We start from the raw sequence: 23222 nt of genomic DNA on the forward strand, positions 1-23222 counted from the left end.
TAATAATATATAAAAATGCTTTTTTCGCGGAAATCCTCTCTTATTGCTGCAATAAGAGAGGATTTTATACATATGATTCCAAAGTGAATGTTACAAAAGTGACTGGTACAAGTCACTATAGGCCTGACTGGCTGTATCCCATGAAAAGTCTCTTTCCATGGCCTGTTCCTGCAAGGCATGCCAGGCTTCCTTGTCATGAACATAGAGATTGAGGGCTTCCTTGAAAGTCCATCTCAGCCAGTAGCCGGAAAAGTTATTGAAGCTAAAGCCTGTCCCCTGTCCAGTATAGACATTGAAAGGCTCTACAGTATCACGCAGGCCGCCCACTTCATGGACCAGCGGCAGGGTGCCGTAGCGCATGGCCATCATCTGAGACAGACCGCAGGGCTCAAAGCGGCTCGGCATGAGGAAGATGTCACTGGCAGCATAGATTTCCTGCGCCAGCGTCACGTCAAAGAGAATATTGGCGGACAGCTTTTCAGGATAAGCCTGGCCAAACCAAGCAAAGGCCTGTTCAAAAGCCGGGTCTCCGGTCCCCAGAAGAATGATCTGCACATCTTCCTGCAGGAGGTTATGCAGTTCTTCCACTACCAGATCAAAGCCTTTCTGACGGGTCAGACGGGAAACAATCCCTACGACCGGTACATCATCGCGGACAGGCAGTCCCACTCTCTCTTGCAGAGCACGCTTATTTTCTAGTTTACCAGATAAATCATTTTTGTCAAAGTGATGCGCCAGCAGTTTGTCTGTTTCCGGATTATAGATATCCGTATCAATCCCATTGACAATGCCGACCAGCTTTCCAGACTCCATGCGCAGGACCTGATCCAGCTGGCAGCCGAATTCCGGCGTGCGGATTTCATGGGCATAGCTCGGTGACACCGTCGTTACCCGATCCGCATAGAGAATACCGGCCTTCATCCAGTTGAGGCAGTCATTCCAGCGCAGCGTACCGTCCGCATACCGCTCATAGCCGACGCCAAAGAGCTCCCACAGCATGCTGTCAGGAAACTGGCCCTGAAATTCCAGATTGTGGATAGTCAGCACCGTCCGAATCCCCTGATAAGCCTGAATCCAGTGGTATTTTTCCTTGACCAGGAAAGGAATCATGGCCGTATGGTAATCATGAACATGGAGAATATCCGGAACAAAGTCAATCCGCTCCATCAGCTCCACTGCTGCCAGCTGGAAATAAGCAAAGCGTTCGCCGTCATCAAAATCACCGTAAATATGGCCGCGGAAGAAATAGTGCTGGTTATCAATAAAGTAAAACTGCACACCATCCAATACAATCCGCTTGACTCCGACATACTGCCGGCGCCAGCCGACACTGACCTCAAAAGAGAAGAGATCTTCAGCCTGATCGCCAAATTTAGCTTCTGTCGCATCATAGTAAGGCAGAACGACACCGACTTCATGTCCAGCTTTCACCAGCGATTTGGGGAGAGCGCCAATCACGTCTCCCAAACCGCCCGTTTTAGAAAAAGGGGCGCCTTCTGCTGCTGCAAATAAAATTTTCATGAGATGATATCCTCTGTAACCTTCTCGCCCTTCCTGACAACAACCGGATGTTCAGCCGTTCCGCGAATGACCACTCCCTCAGCAATCTCAACGCTCTTGTCCACGATGGCATACTCTACTACAGCGTTTTTGCCGACTTTGACACGCGGAAAGAGAATGCTGTCCTTGACACTGCTGCCTTCGGAAATATCGGTATTCCGCGAAACAACGGAATTAAACACCTGTCCTCTGACAATGCTTCCTGAAGCGAACTGTGAACGCGACACTTTTGAAGACGGAGCATAATAGGTCGGTTCCTCATTTTTCACCTTGGTGTAAATCTTTTGGTTAGGGGTAAAGAGGGAGTAGAATTTTTGACTCTCCAGCATGTCTTTATTGGCCTGATAGTAGGACTCGACAGAGTAGATATTGGCCAGATAGCCTGTGTATTCATAGGCAAAAGCGCCTTCCTGAGCCGCCAAATCACGCAGCACATAGCGCAGTTTCTGCGGATGTTCCTTCTGAGCTTCCTCTTCCAGTCTTTCAATCAGCCAAGGAGTGTCGGCTACAAAAATATCTGTCGACATATTAAAGAGCTCGCCGTCAGACTTGGGATCAAAGAGCTTGTGGCTCTTGACATGGTCTGATTCATCAATTTCCAAGATAGAATTCACATCTGAAATATTTTCTTTGTGCAATTTCTTATAGACCACCGTAATCGGCTGCTCTGTCGTATTGTGCAGATGGAAGACCTGGTTCAGATCAATGTTAATCAGCACATCGCAGTTGAGGGCAACGGTCTGATTGGAGCCGGAGCGTCTGAGATAGGTCAGGAGCTGGTCATAGTATTCGTCCCCCACCGTAGAGCTTTCTACACGGGTATTGTAAATCCCCAGATAATAGTGGCTGAGCAGGGTAGACAGGCCCCATTCGCGGCCGGAGCGGATATGGTCAAAGACAGAGCTGATATTGTCCTGCTGGAAAATACCAAATACGCTGCGGATACCAGCATTGGCCAGACTGGAAAGCGGGAAGTCAATCAGACGGTATTTCCCCCCAAAAGGCAGACTGGCTACGGGACGGTGATTTGTCAGGCTTGACATATCATGAAAGCCGACTGTATTTCCTAAAATCGCTGAATATTTATCAATCTTCATCTGTTGGTACCCCCACTTTCTCGTTGTATCCGATAACATGCACTTCATCCGTTCCATCAATCTCGACACCTTCAGAAATGATGGCACCTTCGCCGACAATGGCCCGCTTAATCTTAGCACCCTGGCCGATGACAGCCCCGCTCATAATCACGGAGTCTTCAATGACAGCGTCCTTTCTGACCTGAGCTCCAGTAGAGAGGATAGAGTGCTTGACAGTCCCATCCACAAAGCATCCGTCAACGACCAGCGAGTCTTCCACATGGGCATGTTCGCCCAAGAAGTTAGGCGGGGAAATCAGATTGCGGGAGTAGATCTTCCAGCGGCGGTTGCGGCTGTCCAGAGCGTTGTTGGGGTCGATATATTCCATATTGGCTTCCCAGAGGGATTCCACTGTCCCCACATCTTTCCAGTAGCCGGCAAACTCATAAGCATAGACGCTTTCGCCGGATTCCAGATAATTTGGAATGACATTTTTACCAAAGTCTGACATGTCCACACTGCTCTTTTCAGCAGCCACCAGCATATTGCGCAGGCGCTGCCAGTCAAAGATGTAAATCCCCATGGATGCCTTGGTAGACTTCGGCTCTGCCGGTTTTTCTTCAAATTCAACAATCCGGTTGTTGGCATCTGTATTCATGATGCCAAAACGGCTGGCTTCTTTGAGCGGTACATCCAGAACGGCCACGGTCAGACTGGCATTATTGTCCTTATGGGACTGAAGCATGTCATCATAGTCCATCTTGTAGATATGGTCTCCAGACAGAATCAGGACATACTCGGGATTGATGCTGTCGATATAGTCAATATTTTGAAAAATAGCATGGCTGGTCCCTTCAAACCAGCGGTTTCCTTCACTGGCTGAATAAGGCTGAAGAATGGATACGCCTGAGTTGATACCGTCCAGCCCCCAGCTGGAACCATTGCCGATATGGCTGTTCAGAGCCAGTGGCTGGTACTGAGTGATGACACCGACATTGTGAATGCCGGAGTTGGCGCAGTTTGACAGGGCAAAATCAATAATCCGATAGCGGCCGCCAAACTGTACTGCCGGTTTTGCAATACTCTGTGTGAGCTTTCCAAGACGAGTCCCCTGCCCTCCGGCAAGGATTAAAGCTAGCATTTCATTCTTCATATCCTACTCCTTTGTGGATTTTTTATTAGCTTGAGTGGTTTTCACGCGACGCTTAACCTTCCAGATACTTGCCCCCAGAGCCGGCAGCGTAAAGGTCAAGGTCTGCGGATAATCTTTCCAAAGTCCTTCTTGGGACTGAACGGTTGCATTATGTTCCTTCCAAACACCTCCCCATTCTTCTAGTTCGGTGTTCCATACTTCTTCATAAATGGCCGCCACAGGAACACCAATGGTAAAGTTCTTCCGCTCTACCGGCGCCATATTGAAGACACAAATTAACATTTCTCCCTTAGCCGTCTTTCTGATAAAGGAGAGGACACTCTGGTCTGTATTATCGGCATCGATGATTTCAATGCCTTCATAGCTTAAGTCAATTTCCCAGAGAGGACGGTTTTCCTTGTAGAAAGCATTGAGAGCGGAGGTAAAGCCCTGCATCTGCTTGTTGAGCCGGTCATCCAGATTGGACCATTCCAGCTGTTCTTCGGATTTCCATTCTAAGAATTGGCCAAACTCAGAGCCCATAAAGAGCAGCTTCTTGCCCGGATGGCAGATCTGATACGTGTAGAGGTTGCGCAGACCTGCAAACTGATTGTAGCGGTCGCCCCACATCTTGTGCATGAGACTCTTCTTGCCGTGGACCACCTCATCATGGGAGAAGGGCAGCAGGAAATTTTCCGAGAAAGCATACATGAAGCTGAAAGTCACCAGATTAAAATCATACTTGCGGTAAATCGGATCTTCCTCATAGAAGCGGAGAATATCATTCATCCAGCCCATATTCCACTTGTAGTCAAAGCCCAGACCGCCCAGCTCCTTCATGCCGGTAATCTTGGTTCCCGAAGAGCTTTCTTCAGCAATCATCATCACATCCGGATGGGCCAGCTTGATGACGGTATTGAGCCGCTGCAGGAAGTAATAGCCCTCATAGTTGCGGTTGCCTCCGTCTTTATTGGGCTGCCAAGGACCGCTGTCATAGTCCAGATAGAGCATATTGCTGACAGCATCCACGCGGATACCGTCCAGATGGTAAAAATCAATCCAAAATTTAATGCTGGAAATCAGGAAGGACTGAACCTGATTCTTGCCCAAATCAAAATTGAGCGCACCCCAGCCGTAGTTATGAGCCCGGTCATGGTCCTGGTATTCAAAGGTCGGTGTCCCGTCGTAGTAGGCCAAGGCATCGTCATTGATGGTAAAATGCCCCGGAACCCAGTCCACAATGACCCCGATATTGTTCAAGTGGCATTCTTCAACAAAGTCCTGAAACTCCTCCGGCGTGCCGTAAGTATGCTCAAAAGCAAAGTAGCCCATGAGCTGATAGCCCCAGCTGAGTCCCAGCGGATGCGCCATGAGCGGCATGAACTCCACATGGGTGTAATTCATCTCTACCAGATAGGGAATCAGCTCCTCTTTCAGCTGTGCAAAAGTGTAGGGGCTGCCGTCTTCATTGCGTTTCCAAGACCCGGCATGGACTTCATAGATAGAGACCGGCCGGGAAAAGAAGCCCCAGCGCTTTCTGCGGGCCAGCCAGAGACCGTCCTTCCATTTCTTTTCAGGAATGGTGCGGATGACTGCTCCGGTGCCCGGCCGCTCTTCCAGATAGACAGCCAGCGGATCCAGCTTGAGAATCTCCTGACCGCTGCTGCGTTTGATATTGTATTTGTAAATGTCTCCTTCCTTGGGCAGTTCGGTAAAGACCTCCCAGACACCGGCTTCATTGCGGGTCATGGGAATCTGATGCTCATACCAGCCGGTGAAATCTCCGATTAAGTGAACATTCTGAGCATTAGGCGCCCAGACACGGAAGGTATAGCCGGACCGGCCGTCCACTACCTCCTGATGCGCCCCCAGATAATGCTGCAGATGAAAGTTTTCACCCGTTGTAAAGGTTCTTAATGCTTCGTTTTTATCCATGCAATCACCTTTCTATTTTGTAAGCGTTTTCTATAATACTATTCTACATTATTTTTAGCTCTTTTTCAAGTAAATTTCAAAAATCATTACGGAAAATTACAAAAACCGAACGTTATCCGAAATGGCCTTCTGACCAGCTCTAAAAGACTGAGATTTGCTATTTTCTAAAGGTTTTTATTCATTCTTAGCTGTCTGACAGCCTCGGACCGGAAAGAAGGAAAGATGAAAATCTCCCTACCGCTCTATACCAAAATGTAAATTTACATTTTGAAAGTATAAGCGCTTAATCTATCTTTTGCTCCCTCTTCTTCTATTGGACCTGCTGGGGAAATCTTCTCATTTTCGCCGGCCGCCTTTCTGCTCTTCGACACTCAAGCACTGACCGAACATCGAAGATGGCGCCTCCTGACGGAAGTTTTATTTGCAGGTTCAAAGCAGTGCTTTTGCTGCTGCCTGTTGGAAGCTTCATCTGCCATCTCACTCCCCCTTCCCGAAGCTGCTGAGCGTCATCAGCTGTATGAAAAAAGGCCGCACAAAGCCGCCTTTCTTATTTATTTCACGTCAAACACGATTGATTTCACTTGTGTCATCGCTTCGATACTGTAACGGATCCCCTGCACACCTGCTCCGGATCCTTTGACCCCCAAGAATGGGAAGTTGTCCGGACCGCGCTGTGTTTTATTATTGATGTGTACAGTGCCCACTTCTAATTTTTCAGCAATTTCAAATGCTTTAGGGAAATCATTTGTAAAGACTGAAGATTGCAGACCGAATTCAGACTGATTGCAGATTTCGACAGCTTCTTCCACAGAAGCAACACGAATAATCGGAAGAGCGGGACCGAACGGCTCCTCCCAAGCTAATTTCATATCCAGTGTGACATTGTCAAACAAGGCAGGCCAGATGAGATTTGCTTCACGTTTGATTTCCGTCAGGGCAGTCGCTCCCTTAGCCTGAGCGTCCTCAATCAAGCCCCAGATGAAATCTGCCGACGCATTGTCGATAACCGGTGTAATATCTGCGTTATCAAAAGGATCGCCGACCGTTAATTTGCTGACCTCTGCCTGCAGCAGCGCAGCCAGTTTATCCGCTACACTTTCCATGACAAGGACACGCTTAATAGCCGTACAGCGCTGGCCGGAGTAGCTGAAAGCCCCGCCGACAATCTGCTTGGCAGCATGCTCCAAGTCCGCATCTTCCAAAACAACCGCTGCATCTTTTCCGCCCAGCTCCAGCATCACCGGACGCATGCCAGCTAACTTGCCGATCCGCTCACCGATAGGAGTTGAGCCCGTAAAGTTAATGTAGTTGACTTCCTGATGCTCAATGATGTAGTCACCGATTTCAGACCCACGCCCGGTAATGGTGTTGAAGACACCTGCAGGGAGGCCCGCCTCTGCAAAGGCCTGCGCCAGCAGCAGCCCTGAAATAGAGCCTTGAGTCGGCGGTTTGAACATGACAACATTTCCGCCAATCAAAGCCGGTGCAATCTTGGAGCCAGATAGGTTGACTGGATAGTTAAAAGGCGCTACAGCCAGCACAACGCCCATAGGCTCACGGCGCACAACAGCCAGCTTCTTCTTGCTGGCAGCTTCAAAACCGCCGCCTTCCAGTACCTGGCCGTGAACACGGATGCCTTCTTCAGCTGCATAGCGGATCAAATCGGCTGTCCGGACAACCTCGCCAACCGCTGCCTTGATCCCCTTGGCCACTTCCTTAGCCAGAATTTGGCCGATTTTCTCCTGATCGCGCTCCAAAATATCTGCCGCCTTATGCAGATAAGCCGCACGCTCAACTGCCGAAAGAGCACGCCAAGCAGGCAAAGCCGCGCGGGCGCTCTTCATAGCAGCATCCACTTCTGCCTGACTCATGGCAGGAACGGTTCCTAAAATTTCGCCGTTAATCGGAGATGAGATGGTAATTTCATTTGCAGAAGACTTCCATTCTCCATTGATGTAGTTTTTATATTGTGTCAAATTCGCCCCTCCAAAATGTTGGTAAGTATTATTTTACCAAATTTTCTGAAAACTTCAACCAAAAACCGTAAATTTAAAGAAAATTTTCACAAATTAGATGATTACAGCCAATTTGTTCAAATTTCACTTGCAAAAAAAGAGCGCACAAACGCTCTTTAAAAGATTATTCAAAATCCAGATACTCTTTTTCCAGTTCCAGAACTTCTTCCATGGTTGCACATTCTGTCAAAGCACGGTTAGCCAGTTCTTCCATTTTCTTCGTATCCAATTTCTTCATGAGGCTGCGGGTACGCAGGACAGAGGTGGCACTCATAGAGAATTCATCCAAGCCCATCCCTACAAGCAATGGTACAGCTGTTTGATCTCCAGCCATTTCTCCGCACATACCTGCCCACTTGCCTTCTGCATGCGCTGCCTTGATAACATTGTTAATCAGGCGCAGGATAGAGGGGTTATAAGGCTGGTACAGATAGGAAACCTGCTCATTCATCCGGTCAGCTGCCATGGTGTATTGGATCAAGTCGTTGGTACCAATAGAGAAGAAGTCTACTTCCTTGGCAAACTGATCTGCCAGCATTGCTGCTGCTGGGATTTCAATCATGATACCGACTTGGATATTGTCCGCTACAGCAAGGCCTTCTGCCTGCAGCTTGGCTTTTTCTTCCTCATAGACAGCTTTAGCCTTGCGGAATTCTGTCAGAAGGGCTACCATTGGGAACATGATGCGCAACTGTCCGTGCACAGATGCACGCAGAAGCGCACGAATCTGAGTGCGGAACATGGCATCACCTGTCTCAGAGATAGAGATACGCAGGGCACGGAAGCCGAGGAATGGGTTCATCTCATGCGGCATGTCAAAGTAAGGAAGTTCCTTGTCCCCGCCGATGTCCATGGTACGAACCACGACCGGCTTGCCGTTCATCCCTTCCAGCACTGCTTTGTAAGCTTCGTACTGTTCGTCTTCTGTTGGGAAGTCTTGAGAATCCATGTACAAGAATTCTGTACGATAAAGACCGACTGCTTCTGCACCGTTGGCATTGACACCTTCGACATCTTTCGGTGTACCGATGTTCGCTGCCAGCTCAAAGTGTTTGCCGTCAGCCGTCACAGTCTGAGCATCTTTGAGCAGTTCCCACTCAGCCTTTTGCTTGGCATAAGCTTCGCCGGCTGCCTTGAATTCAGCGATCTGCTCTTCGGTCGGGTTGATGATGACTTGGCCGGTAATACCGTTAGCTGCAATCACATCACCGTCTTTGACTAACTCAGTAATATTATTTGTACCGAGCACAGCAGCAATTTCCAGCGTACGGGCCATGATAGCTGAGTGGCTGGTACGTCCGCCGATGTTGGTCACAAAGGCCTTTACAAAGTTTTTATCTAACTGTGCTGTATCAGAAGGAGTCAGGTCATGGGCAATGACGACTACTTCTTCATCGATAGAAGCAGGATTTGGCAATTTCTTGCCCAAAAGATTTGCCAGCACGCGCTTGGTCACGTCGCGGATGTCTGCTGCACGCTCCTGCATATATGGGTTGTCTTCCATATTTTCAAAGAGGGTGATAAACATGTCCGTTACTTCTTTGAGACCAGCTTCTGCATTGGTCTTTTTGGCACGAATGGTTTCTTTGATTTGCCCAACCATTTCAGGGTCAGCCAGTACCATCAAGTGCGCATCAAATACTTGAGCTGCTTCTTCGCCTAGGCTATCTACTGCTTTCTCACGGATAACAGAAAGCTCGTTCTGGGAAGCTTCAAGAGCTGCATCCAAACGAGCCTCTTCTGCATTCGTATCTTCGACTGAAACAGTCTCAAATGACAAATCCGGTTGAACTAATAGATATGCCTTAGCAACGGCAACACCGTCAGATGCTGCAATTCCTTTTAGCATTTCTGTCATATTAAGCCAATCCTTCTTTTTCCATTGTTTCTGTGATCGCTGCGATAGCGTCATCCGCATCTGCACCTTCAGCTGAGATAACTACGTCTGCACCTTGACCTACACCAAGACTCATGACACCCATAATTGATTTGAGGTTTACTGATTTACCTTTGTATTCAAGCGTAATGTCTGAAGCAAATTTGCTGGCAGTTTGCACCAATAAAGTTGCTGGACGTGCGTGAATACCTGTTTCTGCCACAATGTGGAAATCTTTAGAAGCCATAGTTAGACTCTCCTTTAAATATTTCTATTTGGATTATTTGTGATAACCCTTACAAATTGATATTATATCACCTTTTGAAATCTTTTTCAAGAATTTTATGTGGCGCTTACAAAATATTTCTCAATCGTTGCAAACTGTTCTTATTATATTGAAGAAGGTCTTCTTTGAGTCTTTCCTTCAGCAAGGACGGCAGCGATGCCTTGGAAATTCCATACCTAAGCTTTGAATTTGTCTTTTGTTTTGAAGGCTCATTCAAACATGGCATCCACTAAGTTTTCAATCATAAAGCTGAAAACTTCTTCAATATCAGCGGGCAGCTGGTTCTTATGGGTAATGGTTGCCATGGTTGCCGATAAGACTGAAATAGCCAGATTCTTTTCAATTTTTAAACTTAAAAAGGATTGGGAAAAGATTTCATCGTTCAAGCGAGAGGTTTTAGAAGTAATCTCCTGCCGCTGTTCTAAGCTCAGCTTATTCTCAAAACTTAAAAAGTCTGGATTTTTTGTATCAAAGACAAAGGTGCTCTTTTCATACTCCTTAAATACAGCCTTGAGAGCCGCCGCAAAACCAGCTTTTGAGGGGTTAGCCTTTAAAGTCTCTTCAAAAACAGCGAAAGTCTCATCCTGGGTATCGCAGTAGACTTGGAAGAAAAGCTCCTCCTTGTTTTTAAAAAAAGTATAGAAAGAGCCTTTGGCAATCCCAGCCTCCTGACAGAGCAGATCGACACTGGTCTTCTTATAGCCAAAGGTCATCCAGCTTCGGCTGCAGGCCTCTTTAAATTTTTTTATCAATATCTTCTTTTCTTCTATTGTAAATCCTTTAGGCATTTTTTCTCCTTTTTTGTTCAAAAATTATATATGACTATTTACACAGTTTTAGTCATATGTTATAATTAGCTTGTAGCTACTTCTTAAATATATCTTACTTTACCCCTAATTGCAATCTTTTTTTATAGAAGCGATTGGTCCATTTTTTCATTGAAGGCGCGCTTGATTCAATGAAGATGGAGGCGGTTAGGGTTAAAGGCTCCGTTCTGCTATCTTAAGAAAGGAATATGCCATGAAGAAACGATTATTGCTTGCCTGCTTGCTGCTCTTGGGCTTTGCCAGTCCTGGACTGGCTTTAGCTGAAAGCCAAAAGCTGCCAGAAGGGACCAGCTATGACCAAATAGGTCAGAAAATTCAAGATTTTTATCAAAAAAATGAAAAAACATCTGCTGCTATGGAGACTGCCATTTTCGATACCGAGGGAACCATTTATCGGGGAAATTTCGGCTACAGTGACAAGGAAAACCAAGTCAAGGCTGACGACGACACCGTTTTTGAATGGGGCTCCATCACCAAACTAACCGTCTGGATCTCTGTCATGCAGCTCTGGGAAGAAGGAAAAATCAACCTCGAAGAGGACATCAAAACCTATCTGCCGGACGATTTTCTGAAAAATCTGCATTTTGACAAGCCCATCACCATGCTGGACCTGATGAACCATCAGGCTGGCTTTGACGAGCAGAATACCTACCTCAAAGGAGACCTGAGCATCGAAGAACTGCTCAGAACCAGACAGCCCAATCAGGTTTTTGAGCCGGGGACTGTCAGTGCCTACTCCAACTATGGTACCGGCCTAGCCTCCTATATCGTTGAAATCCTCAGCGGTCAGTCCTTTGCTGACTATGTCCATGAGCACATTTTCCAGCCGCTCAAGATGGATAAAACAGCTCTGCTGCCAGATTTATCCGACAATCACTATGTTCAGGAAAAACGCCAAGAAATCAAAAGCTACGATTCTAACGGAAATCAAAAGAATGCTGACTTTGAACTGAGCCTCTATCCGGTCGGCAGGGCAACGGGAACACTGGATGATTTGCAGAAGTTTGCCCAAGGGCTCTTAAAGCAAGAAGGGCTTTTCAAGCGGCCTGAGACTTGGTCTGCTCTTTTCACTGCGACTTCGACCTATCCAGGCACCGACATTCCCCTGAATGCCCACGGCTTTTGGTACCAAGAGTACGAAGTGAGACTGCTCGGCCACGGCGGCAATTCTGCTGGATTCTCCTCTATGCTCTTGCTGGACTTGGAATCCGGCCTGGGCCAAGTCATTATGACCAACCAGTATCAGGAAAGAATTTATAACTATCAAATGCCTGAGCTGGTATTTGGCCCTAAAAAAACAGCGGATAAGCAATCCTATGAAACATTCAGTCCCGGCTACTATCGCAGCGCTCGGACCTTCAACAGCGGTCCTTTCTCCTTTTTAAAAACCATTCCGGGATATACTTACTATCTTAATGAAAAAGCAGACGCCCCGCAAATGAATGGCGATTTCTGGGTCGCTAGTGAGGCAAACGGACAGGCAAAAATCACACGCGCCTACGGTGATGCTCTAAAACTGTCCAATTGGGACCTGATCAAAGACTACGGCATGGTGCTGCTCTTTGCACTTGCTGTCATTTTCAGTCTGCTCAGCCTTCTGATCCATGCCGGGCTTGACTGTTGGCGGCTGATTTTCAGAAAAAACAAGGACAGCTATCCTCTGGCAAGGAAGTTATGGATCTATCTGACTGCTGTCCTCATTTTAGCAGTGCCCATTAATTTATTCAATGTCTTTAACAAGCTGATGACCGCATCGGCCAATGTTGACTATACTTGGAATTTTGTCCTCTTAGCTGTGACCGGTCTGCTTTTAACCGTCTCTGCTCTCTATCCTTTCTATCTGAAAAAGAAAGAAAGATGGACCAAGGGGCAGCTTTTCTTCGCTGCCATGATCAGTCTCTCTTCCCTGATGATGGTGGCCAACATCCTCTACTGGTCGCTTTACCAATGGTGGGCAGCTTACTAAGATAACCCTATCCATCTCCCTTGCAAAAATGGACTGCCAAAGCTCTCCTTCTGCAGGGGAGTTTTTCTTTGCACAAAAAGCCTCGGAATGCTTCTGCAGCTTTTTTTGCAATTTTATAAAAGCATGCAAAATACTGTGAAAAATTAGCTAATTCTAAAATATTTCTAAAGTTTTTAAAAAACATACAGGACTTTTGGGCCAATATGCTCTGGATAGCTGATTTTCTTGACTTTTTATAGCTATAATTTTTTAATATAAAAATTTGACATACATAGAGTGTTTATATATAATTAATTTGTATATAATGCATTCTATATAAGAATTACATAAAAGGCCGGCTTATGTAAGAAGATGCAATCATATTTGCAAAGGAGTCTAACATGTTTAAAATTTTTATCCGAGTGGTCTGCAGAAGCATCGCCTGCGCTATCCAAGGTTTTGACTAGAAAGGAAAACTCATGAAAAAATCAATTTTATTCATTATTTTAACCGTTTTGACGCTGGGAATTTTTCGCCCAGTCCATGCTCAAGCAGCGTCGCAGAAGCTGCCATCGGGCACTGACCGCAGCCAGATTGGCCAGAAGATTCAGGACTATGTCAAGGAGCACGAAAAAACAACCGCCGGTATGGAAACAGCCGTCTTTGACACCGACGGCACCATTTACCGGGGCAATTTTGGCTATGTGGACAGGGAAAACAAGGTCAAGGCCGACGACTCCAGCGTCTTTGAGTGGGGCTCAGTTACTAAGCTCACTATCTGGGTGTCGGTTATGCAGCTTTGGGAGGAAGGAAAAATCAACCTTGAAGAAGACATCCGCACCTACCTGCCGGAGGGCTTTCTGAGAAACCTCCGCTACGATAAGCCCATCACCATGCTGGACCTCATGAACCATCAGGCCGGTTTTGACGAAGCACCGCTTTACATGCAGGGCGGCAAAAGTCTGAAAGAGCTGCTCAGTGACTACCAGCCCATCCAGTCCTTTGAACCGGGCACGACAACGGCCTATTCTAATTACGGGGCAGGCTTGGCCTCCTACATCGTCGAGCGCATCTCTGGCCAGTCCTATGTCGACTATGTGCATGAACATATCTTCCAGCCGCTGGGCATGGACAAAACGGCTATCCTGCCGGACTTGTCTGATAATGCCTACGTACAGAAGAAACGTAAGGAAGACAAGGGCTACGATGCCCAAGGCAAGCTATTGGGAGAGGCGATTTTTGAGGTCGGACTCTATCCAGTAGGCCGAGCTACCGGAACCTTGGACGATATGCAAAAATTTGCCCAGGCCCTGCTGTCTCGCAAGACCCTCTTTAGCCGGCCAGAGACTTGGACCACTCTTTACACTGCCAGCCTGACCTATCCCGGCACAGACATGGCCCGCAATGCTCACGGCTTCTGGACCAATGAATATGGCGTTACTGTTCTGGGCCACGGCGGCAACACAGCAGGCTTTACATCCCGCATCATGTTGGATTTGGAAAATGGCATCGGCTATGTGGTCATGGCCAACCAAGCTAGGGAAGAGAACTATAATTTTGAGCTTCCGGAGTTGGTCTTCGGCAAACGGAAAACAGCCAGCGCTGAGACTCAAAAAGAATTCAGCCCAGGCTACTACCGTACTCTTCGTACCTTCAACCAGGGACCGCTATCTATTTTCCAAATGTTAGTCAGTCCCACTACATATCTAAAGAGACCAGCTGATGACCAGCGCTTGCCCGGCAACTTCTGGACTCTTTACCAAAACCAAGGACAGACTCGGATTGCCGTTGCAGTTGCGGACTTTGAAAAAGTGCCTGACCTTGATGTCTTTAAAAACTATATTGTGCTGGGACTGGGGGCACTGGGAATCCTTTACGCCCTAATCCTGCTCTTGACCAACCTGCTCTTGGGAGCCTATCGGCTCATCTTCCGTAAAAAACAGAAAGCACCAGCCCGGACTTGGAAGGTCTGGAATCTCCTGACAGCTGCCGCTATTCTGGCGGTTCCCGGCCATCTCTTTCTGACCTTGCTAGCCACAGATGCTACAGACTTAAGCGGTTATGCCCCTTGGCGCTACATGGTCTTTGCCGGCTTGGGCATCCTGCTGACCGTAGCTGCCATCCTGCCCCTTTTCAGAAAATCCAAAGAAAAGCTGAGCAAGGGCCGCGTCGCCCTGACCGTCCTGACCAGTCTCTCGGCCTTGGCCATCGTAGCAAATATTCTCTACTGGTCCCTCTATCAGTGGTGGGTGCTGTAGGAATCTTGCCTGTCTTCCTTGAAGAAGGCAGGCTTGATTCATACTACCATCATCTCCGACTAGAAAGGAAAACTCATGAAAAAATCAATTTTATTCATTATTTTAACCGTTTTGACGCTGGGAATTTTTCGCCCAGTCCATGCTCAAGCAGCGTCGCAGAAGCTGCCATCGGGTACTGACCGCAGCCAGATTGGCCAGAAGATTCAGGACTATGTCAAGGAACACGAAAAAACCACCGCCGGTATGGAAACGGCAGTCTTCGACACCAATGGAACCATTTACCGGGGCAACTTCGGCTATATGGACAAGGAAAAAGGCATTAAAGCCGATGATTCCAGCGTCTTTGAGTGGGGCTCTGTCACCAAGCTGACCGTCTGGGTCTCTGTCATGCAGCTTTGGGAAGAAGGAAAAATCAACCTTGAAGAAGACATCCGTACCTACCTGCCGGAGGGATTTCTCAAGAACCTCCGCTATGACAAGCCTATCACTATGCTGGACCTGATGAATCATCAGGCCGGCTTTGAAGAAGCTTCCCATGCTGGCTACCTGGAAAATAAGGGCCAGACCATCGAGGAAATTCTGGCTGTCAATCAGCCAGCTCAGATTTTTGAGCCGGGCACGACAACAGCCTATTCCAACTACGGGGCAGGCTTGGCCTCCTACATCGTGGAGCGGCTTTCCGGTCAGAACTTTGCCGACTATGCCCATGAGCATATCTTCCAGCCGCTGGGGATGGATAAAACAAGCATTTTGCCCGGTTTCACCGATAATGACTATGTCCGAGACAAGCGCAAGGAAGCTCAGTCCTATGACATAGAAGGAAAGGCGATTGGTTCGGCTTACTTTCATCTAGGCTTGTACCCTGTTGGTCAGGCTGCCTCTACCATGGAGGATTTCCAGAAGTTTGCCCAGGCGCTTTTGAAGAAGGACAAGCTTTTCAAACGAGCTGAGACTTGGACGACACTCTACACAGCGACCTCTACCTATCCCGGAACAGACAAACTGCTCAACGCCCATGGCTTCATGGTCGAAGGATATGGCACCATGGTGCTGGGCCATGGTGGAAATTCGACCGGTTATTCATCCTATATCCTGCTGGACCTGAAAAACGGCATCGGTCTGACCGTCATGACCAACCAAAAGGGGGAGGATATTTACAATGTCCAGATGCCTGAACTCATCTTTGGAGCCAAGAAAAAGACGGATAAGGCTGCCTTTGAAAATTTCCAGCCCGGTTACTACCGCAGCGCTCGCTATTTCGAGACCGGTCCACTGTCCCTTGTCAGAAGCCTGTTTTACACGAGTTATGCCCCTAAAAGCATGGACAATTCGCTCTTAAGCCAAAACTATGCCGTTCTCAGTCAGGAAGGTGGACAGGAAAAAGTGACCAGCAGCACCGGGGACACGCTTAAGATACCAGATGCAGAAATCCAAAAGGACCAGGCCATGTATCTCTTAGCAGCTGTAGGACTGGTCTATGCTGTTATCAATCTGATTATCAGCGGCGGCATAGACATGATCCGCCTGCTGAAAAAGACAGCTGCCAAAACGCCGAAAAAGCTGCGAATCTGGAACTATGTAACCTCACTGGCAGTATTGGCTGCAGGCCTGAATTTTGCTTTGTTTTTCCTTGCAATGACCAGCGGGGACATCAGCTTTCTGGCTAGCTGGCGCTACATGATTTATGCTGGTTTAGGCCTGATACTGGCGGCCTGTGCGGTTTATCCACTGGTGGCCAAGGCTTGGAAAGAACTGAGCAAGAGCTGCATTGCTCTGACCGTCCTGACCAGTCTGTCTGCTCTGGCTATCCTTGCCAACATCCTCTACTGGTCCCTCTATCAGTGGTGGGTGATATAAGACACAAACTCAACAATTCAGCCAGTCTCCGGATTGGCTGAAGTTTATTCAATCATTCTTTAGAAATATTTTAGAATGACTTGATAAATATTTGAAATTTAGCCTGTAAACTAAAAGAAAATAAAAAAAGAAACGGAGTATTCCCATGCAAAACATCCTCGAGGTCAAAAACCTCAGCAAGCAATACGGCCAGCAGTACGCCCTCCGTGATGTCAGCCTGTCTATCAAAAAAGGCGAGATTTACGGCCTGATCGGCAAGAACGGGGCCGGTAAATCAACACTGATTAAGATCGTCACTCGAATCATCCACGCCAGCAGCGGCCGCGTGTCACTCTTTGGCTCCAGCAATTCTCAGGAGTGGACGGAGGCCCTGAGTCGGGTCGGCGCTGTCATTGAGACCCCGGTAGCCCATGCCCATCTGACCGCCTTTGACAACCTACTTTATTACTGCATTGAGCGGAAGATTGACAATCCCAGCAAGGTCATCCAGGAATGCCTGACCTATGTCGGCCTGACCAAGACCGGTAAGAAAAAATTCAGCGAGTTTTCTCTGGGCATGAAGCAGCGGCTGGGCATTGCCATCACCCTTTTGGCCAAGCCTGACCTGCTCATCCTGGACGAGCCCATCAACGGTCTAGACCCGGTCGGTATCAAGGAATTTCGCGGGATGATCCGCCGGCTCAATCAAGAACTGGGCATAACTATCATCATCTCCAGCCATATCCTGTCTGAGCTCTATCTGGTTGCTAATAAATTTGGCATTATCAACCAAGGCCGGCTGGTGACGGAATTTACCAAGGAGGAATTTGACCGGGAAAGCGAGGACTATGTCGTCCTCAAGACCGACCGCATCCAGCAAGCTGGTCAGCTAGTCCAGGACAAGCTCCACTATCAACTCAAGCCCTCTGGCAAGGACGATGAACTCCACATCCTGGCCCAGCCTCATGAGATTAGGGACATCACGAGGGAATTAGTTCTATCCGATATTGCCATCGATGAGATCTATGCCCCTCATAGAGATTTAGAGAAATACTTTACAAACTTAGTTGAATAAGGAGAAGACCTATGTTACAAACTTTTCGAGCCGATTTTTTCCGACTCTTTCGCTCCAAGGGCTTTTGGGGAACTGAACTTTTCTTTCTGCTCATCAGCGCCATTATTGCAGTTCTCGCTGTGACAACTGCTCAGCCAGGAGACTTTTCCACTGCCCTTCCTGCCTTTGAGGCTATATCAAAGGATATGCCAATGATGTTCATCTTTATGGTGATCATCATCAGCCTGCTGCTAGGGGTTGAATTGAATAATAAACTTTATCATAATACCTTAACCAGTGGCACATCCCTGAACAAATATTACCTTGCCAAATTCATGACCTTCGCCCTGATTGCACTCCTGCATTTCTTTCTGGCTTACAGCACTGCCTTCATGGCTTCCGCCTTCTCCACAGGATTTAGCAGTCTTCCCGCTGCTTATTGGGGACAGCTGGGGCTGAGCATCTTGGTCCAGTATGTTTGTGCTCTGGCTTGGATCGGTATCATCACCTTTGTCCTCTATCGGACCAAATCCATCGCGGTTCTCATGATTACTTTTCTCTTGGGCGATTCCATTCTGGCTTTGCCTGACATCCTATTTCCAAAAGTTGGCTGGCTCCAATATCTCCCCTTGAGATTTAATATCACCATGGTTACAGAACAAGGCGCTGCAAGTCTGCCCCTTCTCTCTGCCCTGATAGCTGCTGCCGCCTTCACCGCAGCCGGCATCTATACGCTTCAGACCCGGGATTTGTAAAAGGAAGACTCAGCCAGTCTCCGGATTGGCTGAAGTTTATTCAATCATTCTTTAGAAATATTTTAGAATGTCTTGATAAGCATTTGAAATTTAGCCTGTAAACTAAAAGAAAATAAAAAAAGAAACGGAGTATTCCCATGCAAAACATCCTCGAGGTCAAGAACCTCAGCAAGCAATACGGCCAGCAGTACGCCCTGCGTGATGTCAGCCTGTCCATCAGGAAAGGCGAGATTTACGGCCTGATTGGCAAGAACGGAGCCGGCAAGACCACCTTGATTAAGGTGATTACCCAGCTCATCCATGCCAGCAGCGGCAGCGTGTCTGTCTTTGGCTCCCAGACCTCTAAGGAATGGACCGAGGCTCTGAGAAAGACCGGCTCTGTCATCGAAACACCGGTGGCCTACAATCAGATGACCGCCTATGAAAATCTCAGCTACTGCTGCAAGGTTCATCAGATTGACCAACCTGACCAGCTTATCAAGGAAACCCTGGCCTATGTCGGCCTGACCGATACCGGCAAGAAGAAATTTCGGAACTTCTCTCTGGGCATGAAGCAGCGGCTAGGCATTGCCATCGCGCTGATTCATAAGCCAGAGCTGATGATACTGGATGAACCCATCAATGGCCTAGACCCGCTCGGCATCAAGGAATTCCGGAATATGATCCAGCGGCTCAATCAAGAGCTGGGCATTACCTTTATCATTTCCAGTCACATCCTGTCCGAGCTCTATCTGGTCGCCAGCAAGTTTGGCATCATTGACCAGGGGCAGCTGGTGACGGAATTTACCAAGGAAGACTTTGACCAAGCCAGCGAAGACTATATCGTCCTCAAGACCTCTGAGCCAGAGCAGGCTGCCAGTCTCATCCAAGAAAAGCTTCACTACCAGCTCAAGGATGCGGACAAGGCCGGCGAACTGCATATCATGGCGCAGGAGCAGGAGCTCAATGCCATCGTCAGGGAGCTGGTCCTGGCCAATATTTCTATCAGCGGCATCTATGCAGCCCACAAAGACCTCGAAAAATATTTCACAGATTTAGTCCAATAATTAAGGAGAATACCCCATGTTACATACTTTTCAAGCAGATTTTTACCGCTTCTTTCGTTCCAAAGCCGTTTGGATTACCGAAGCTATCTTTCTACTGCTCACCCTTTTCTCAGCCGTTGGCAAGGCAAACGCGGTCCAGACTATACAGGGCGTTTCCAGCGGTCACGGTAATAATACTTTTATCATCATTATCCTCTCCATGATCGTCATCGGGACGGATATGGCCCAGCAGCTCTATAAAAATACGCTGACCAGCGGTGTCTCCCGTACCAGCTTCTTCATCTCCAAAGGCCTGATCATGGCCTGTGTCATAGCCCTGCAGATGGCTATCTTTTATGCCTTCAGCTTTATGGTGGCGGCTGTCCTGAATGGCATCGGCCCTCTGTCAGCCAGCTTCCTGTTTCAGTTTATCCTTGTATTCTGCGTACAGTTTCTGGCTACCATGGCTTGGACTGCCATGACTACCTTCGTCCTTTATCTGAGCAAGTCCATGATTGCTGCTTTGGGAGCCCACCTTTTCTGCGCATCTTTGACCGGTGCCCTCGCTCAATTTTACCCCAAATCCCAATGGCTGCAGCACCTGACTATGAGCTTTGACTTTGAATTGGTCCAAAGCAGCGGCGTGACCATGAGAATTGTCCTGATTGCCTTGCTAACAGGCGCCGCCCTCACAGCTGCTGGCCTCTATACTCTTCATAAAAAGGATTTATAGAAGAAACAAGGCGGTCAAACAGAAGCTCATCTTGACCCCAAGTGATTCTTGCAACACAAGATATAGTTTTCCATTTTTCATCTCCTGTCTGAGAGATTTCTGCATGGTTTTAGGTGTCCTGTCTAAGCAAGTCAGGGGCTGGATTGGACCTGTTTCTCTGGCTTTCAGCAAGGTTTTCGTCTTTTATACATGCACTATATATAGTATTGCATGTATCTTATAACAAAAATTAACACAATATTTAGTTCAAAACTATTGACATCCCCCTGGCTTTTAGATATACTAGATTCGTATTTAATTTTAAGAAAAAAAGAAAGTTTAGAGGAATCTTCTATGGTAACTATTTACTCCAAAAACGACTGTGTTCAGTGCAAAATGACCAAGCGTTTCTTAGATACCAATCATGTGGAATATCGCGAGATTAATCTTGATGAACAGCCAGAATTTATCGACCATGTTAAAAACCTTGGCTTCAATGCTGCTCCTGTCATTCAGACAGCAACGGAGGCATTTTCTGGTTTCCAGCCTGGTAAACTGAAAAAATTATCATAAGCCGCGATGGCATGAGCTGGATGGCTGCTCCTATAGACATAGGAGCCTTTCTTTTGTATCGGGCAGAGTTACTGCCTGCCAAATCTTATATTATTTTATATAGAAAAGGAACACCATGGGACTTAAACAACTCGAAGACGTGACTTACTTCCGTCTCAACAATGAAATCAACCGTCCGATTAACGGACAGATTATGCTCCACAAGGACAAGGAAGCTTTGGAGGCTTTCTTTAAGGAAAATGTTAATCCCAATACCAAGCAGTTTGCTTCCATCACTGAGAAAATCAGCTATTTAATAGAAGAAAACTATCTGGAAAAAGAGTTTATCGAGCACTATTCTCCAGCCTATATTGAGGAATTGGCAGCCTTTATCCATGCGCAGGACTTCCAGTTCAAGTCCTTCATGGCCGCCTACAAATTCTACAACCAGTATGCCCTCAAGACCAACGACGGCGAATATTATCTGGAAAGCATGGAGGACCGGGTGCTCTTCAATGCCCTCTACTTTGCCAATGGTGACGAAGCCATCGCCAAGGATATTGCCAACGAAATCATCCATCAGCGCTACCAGCCTGCGACGCCTAGCTTTCTCAATGCCGGCCGGGCCAGACGCGGTGAGCTGGTCTCCTGCTTCCTGATCCAAGTGACGGACGACATGAACTCTATCGGCCGCTCTATCAACTCCGCCCTGCAGCTTTCCCGTATTGGCGGGGGCGTGGGCATTTCCCTCAGCAATCTGCGGGAAGCCGGCGCACCGATCAAGGGCTATGAAGGGGCTGCTTCTGGGGTCGTGCCGGTTATGAAACTTTTCGAGGACAGCTTCTCCTACTCCAACCAGCTAGGGCAGCGCCAAGGGGCCGGTGTGGTCTACCTCAATGTCTTCCACCCCGACATCATCTCCTTCCTGTCTACCAAGAAAGAAAATGCGGATGAAAAAGTTCGGGTCAAGACCCTGTCTCTGGGGGTGGTCATTCCGGATAAATTCTACGAACTGGCCCGCAAAAATGAGGATATGTACCTCTTCAGTCCATACTCTGTCGAGCGGGAGTATGGTGTTCCCTTTGCTTATCTGGATATTACTGAAAAGTATGATGAATTGGTGGCCAATCCTAAGATTACCAAGACCAAGATCCGGGCCCGCGATTTGGAAACGGAAATTTCCAAACTGCAGCAAGAGTCTGGCTATCCTTATGTCGTCAACATTGACACCGCCAACCGCTCCAATCCGATTGACGGCAAGATTATCATGAGCAATCTCTGCTCTGAAATCCTGCAAGTACAAGAACCTAGCCTTTTGAATGATGCGCAAGAATACCTCCGTCTGGGAACAGATGTATCATGTAACTTAGGCTCTACTAATGTTGTAAACATGATGGCGTCGCCGGACTTTGGCAAGTCGATCCGGACCATGACACGCGCTCTGACCTTTGTCACAGACAGCTCTCACATCACTGCAGTGCCTTCTATCGACAATGGTAATAGTCTGGCTCATACCTTTGGACTCGGTGCCATGGGCCTGCACAGCTATCTGGCTCAGCAGCTGATTGACTACGGGTCTGCCGAAGCGGTTGAATTTACCAGCATCTACTTCATGCTCATGAACTACTGGACCCTGGTCGAGTCTAACAATATCGCCCGCGAACGCGGTGTCACTTTCCATAACTTTGACAAATCCGACTATGCCAGCGGCACTTACTTTGACAAATACCTGACGGGTGAATTTGTACCGAAGTCCAACCGCATCAAGGAGCTCTTTGCCGGTATCTTTATCCCGACAGCCAAGGACTGGGCAGCTCTGCGGGATAAGGTCAAAGCAGACGGTCTCTACCATCAAAACCGTCTGGCTGTCGCACCAAACGGCTCTATCAGCTACATCAATGACGTTTCTGCTTCGATCCACCCGATTACCCAGCGGATCGAAGAGCGTCAGGAAAAGAAAATCGGCAAGATTTACTACCCTGCTGCCGGTCTGTCCACTGAGACCATTCCTTACTATACCAGCGCCTATGACATGGATATGCGCAAGGTCATCGATGTCTACGCTGCTGCTACCGAGCATGTGGACCAAGGGCTGTCACTGACCCTCTTTATGCGCAGCGACATTCCTCAGGGCCTCTACGAGTGGAAACGCGAAAGCAAGCAGACCACCCGCGACCTCTCCATCCTGCGCAACTATGCCTTTAACAAGGGGATCAAGTCCATCTACTATGTCCGTACCTTTACCGATGACGGCGGCGAAGTGGGGGCTAACCAGTGTGAAAGCTGCGTAATATAATTTTTAACAGGGGGAGATACTTCGTTAAGTCGTCTTGTTGTACCACAAGTACAAACTGCGACTCCTTGCCTAGTCTCTCCCG

17 protein-coding genes are annotated in these 23222 nt (G+C 47.8%); 9 read left to right on the forward strand and 8 right to left on the reverse strand.

All coding sequences use genetic code 11. The annotated features are described in order from the left end of the window. Window positions 1-90: 90 nt before the first annotated feature. From glgA to DHL47_RS02075, 8 genes are all read right to left on the reverse strand, one after another. Window positions 91-1521 carry a glycogen synthase GlgA gene (glgA, locus tag DHL47_RS02040; protein ID WP_128836889.1) on the reverse strand — a complete coding sequence of 477 codons (1431 nt, stop codon included), beginning with the start codon at window positions 1519-1521 and terminating at the stop codon, window positions 91-93. Next, on the reverse strand, window positions 1518-2657 hold the full coding sequence (gene glgD / locus DHL47_RS02045; protein ID WP_209550730.1) for a glucose-1-phosphate adenylyltransferase subunit GlgD: 1140 nt from the start codon (window positions 2655-2657) through the stop codon (window positions 1518-1520). Before glgD ends, glgA begins: the two co-directional genes overlap by 4 nt. Beyond that, window positions 2647-3789, reverse strand: coding sequence for a glucose-1-phosphate adenylyltransferase (locus DHL47_RS02050; protein WP_209550731.1), 1143 nt, complete (start codon window positions 3787-3789; stop codon window positions 2647-2649). Before DHL47_RS02050 ends, glgD begins: the two co-directional genes overlap by 11 nt. A 3-nt stretch (window positions 3790-3792) precedes the next feature. Then, complete coding sequence (gene glgB / locus DHL47_RS02055; protein WP_128836892.1) at window positions 3793-5703, reverse strand: 1,4-alpha-glucan branching protein GlgB; 1911 nt, start codon at window positions 5701-5703, stop codon at window positions 3793-3795. Window positions 5704-6254: 551 nt separating this feature from the next. Continuing rightward, on the reverse strand, window positions 6255-7679 hold the full coding sequence (locus tag DHL47_RS02060) for an NADP-dependent glyceraldehyde-3-phosphate dehydrogenase (protein WP_128836893.1): 1425 nt from the start codon (window positions 7677-7679) through the stop codon (window positions 6255-6257). 163 nt (window positions 7680-7842) lie between these two features. Beyond that, window positions 7843-9576: a phosphoenolpyruvate--protein phosphotransferase gene (gene ptsP, locus DHL47_RS02065; RefSeq protein WP_128836894.1), complete on the reverse strand. Its 1734-nt coding sequence runs from the start codon at window positions 9574-9576 to the stop codon at window positions 7843-7845. 1 nt (window position 9577) lies between these two features. Next, entirely contained in the window at window positions 9578-9841 is a 264-nt protein-coding gene (locus tag DHL47_RS02070; RefSeq protein WP_037614534.1) for a phosphocarrier protein HPr, read from the reverse strand. Window positions 9842-10089: 248 nt separating this feature from the next. After that, window positions 10090-10668, reverse strand: coding sequence for a TetR/AcrR family transcriptional regulator (locus DHL47_RS02075; protein WP_209550732.1), 579 nt, complete (start codon window positions 10666-10668; stop codon window positions 10090-10092). Between the two features lie 232 nt (window positions 10669-10900). Here DHL47_RS02075 and DHL47_RS02080 point away from each other — a divergent pair, with 232 nt between their 5' ends. The 9 genes from DHL47_RS02080 (at window position 10901) to nrdE (ending at window position 23140) form a co-directional block, all read left to right on the forward strand. Then, window positions 10901-12673, forward strand: coding sequence for a serine hydrolase domain-containing protein (locus tag DHL47_RS02080; protein ID WP_209550733.1), 1773 nt, complete (start codon window positions 10901-10903; stop codon window positions 12671-12673). A gap of 458 nt (window positions 12674-13131) precedes the next feature. After that, window positions 13132-14910 carry a serine hydrolase domain-containing protein gene (locus DHL47_RS02085; protein WP_209550734.1) on the forward strand — a complete coding sequence of 593 codons (1779 nt, stop codon included), beginning with the start codon at window positions 13132-13134 and terminating at the stop codon, window positions 14908-14910. 75 nt (window positions 14911-14985) lie between these two features. Beyond that, entirely contained in the window at window positions 14986-16767 is a 1782-nt protein-coding gene (locus DHL47_RS02090; RefSeq protein ID WP_209550735.1) for a serine hydrolase domain-containing protein, read from the forward strand. A 145-nt stretch (window positions 16768-16912) separates the two neighbouring features. Then, window positions 16913-17821: an ATP-binding cassette domain-containing protein gene (locus tag DHL47_RS02095; RefSeq protein WP_209550736.1), complete on the forward strand. Its 909-nt coding sequence runs from the start codon at window positions 16913-16915 to the stop codon at window positions 17819-17821. Between the two features lie 11 nt (window positions 17822-17832). Next, a complete protein-coding gene (locus DHL47_RS02100) occupies window positions 17833-18555 on the forward strand; it encodes a hypothetical protein (protein ID WP_209550737.1) in 723 nt (240 codons plus the stop codon). A 137-nt stretch (window positions 18556-18692) separates the two neighbouring features. Continuing rightward, window positions 18693-19601 (forward strand): ATP-binding cassette domain-containing protein, encoded by a 909-nt coding sequence (locus tag DHL47_RS02105; protein ID WP_209550738.1) that lies wholly within the window; start codon window positions 18693-18695, stop codon window positions 19599-19601. Window positions 19602-19617: 16 nt separating this feature from the next. Next, window positions 19618-20313: an ABC transporter permease gene (locus DHL47_RS02110; RefSeq protein ID WP_209550739.1), complete on the forward strand. Its 696-nt coding sequence runs from the start codon at window positions 19618-19620 to the stop codon at window positions 20311-20313. 333 nt (window positions 20314-20646) lie between these two features. Further along, window positions 20647-20865: a glutaredoxin-like protein NrdH gene (gene nrdH / locus DHL47_RS02115; protein WP_128836901.1), complete on the forward strand. Its 219-nt coding sequence runs from the start codon at window positions 20647-20649 to the stop codon at window positions 20863-20865. Between the two features lie 115 nt (window positions 20866-20980). Next, complete coding sequence (gene nrdE / locus DHL47_RS02120) at window positions 20981-23140, forward strand: class 1b ribonucleoside-diphosphate reductase subunit alpha (RefSeq protein WP_128836902.1); 2160 nt, start codon at window positions 20981-20983, stop codon at window positions 23138-23140. Window positions 23141-23222 lie beyond the last annotated feature (82 nt).

Source organism: Streptococcus panodentis (assembly GCF_017884005.1).
Taxonomy (GTDB): domain Bacteria; phylum Bacillota; class Bacilli; order Lactobacillales; family Streptococcaceae; genus Streptococcus; species Streptococcus panodentis.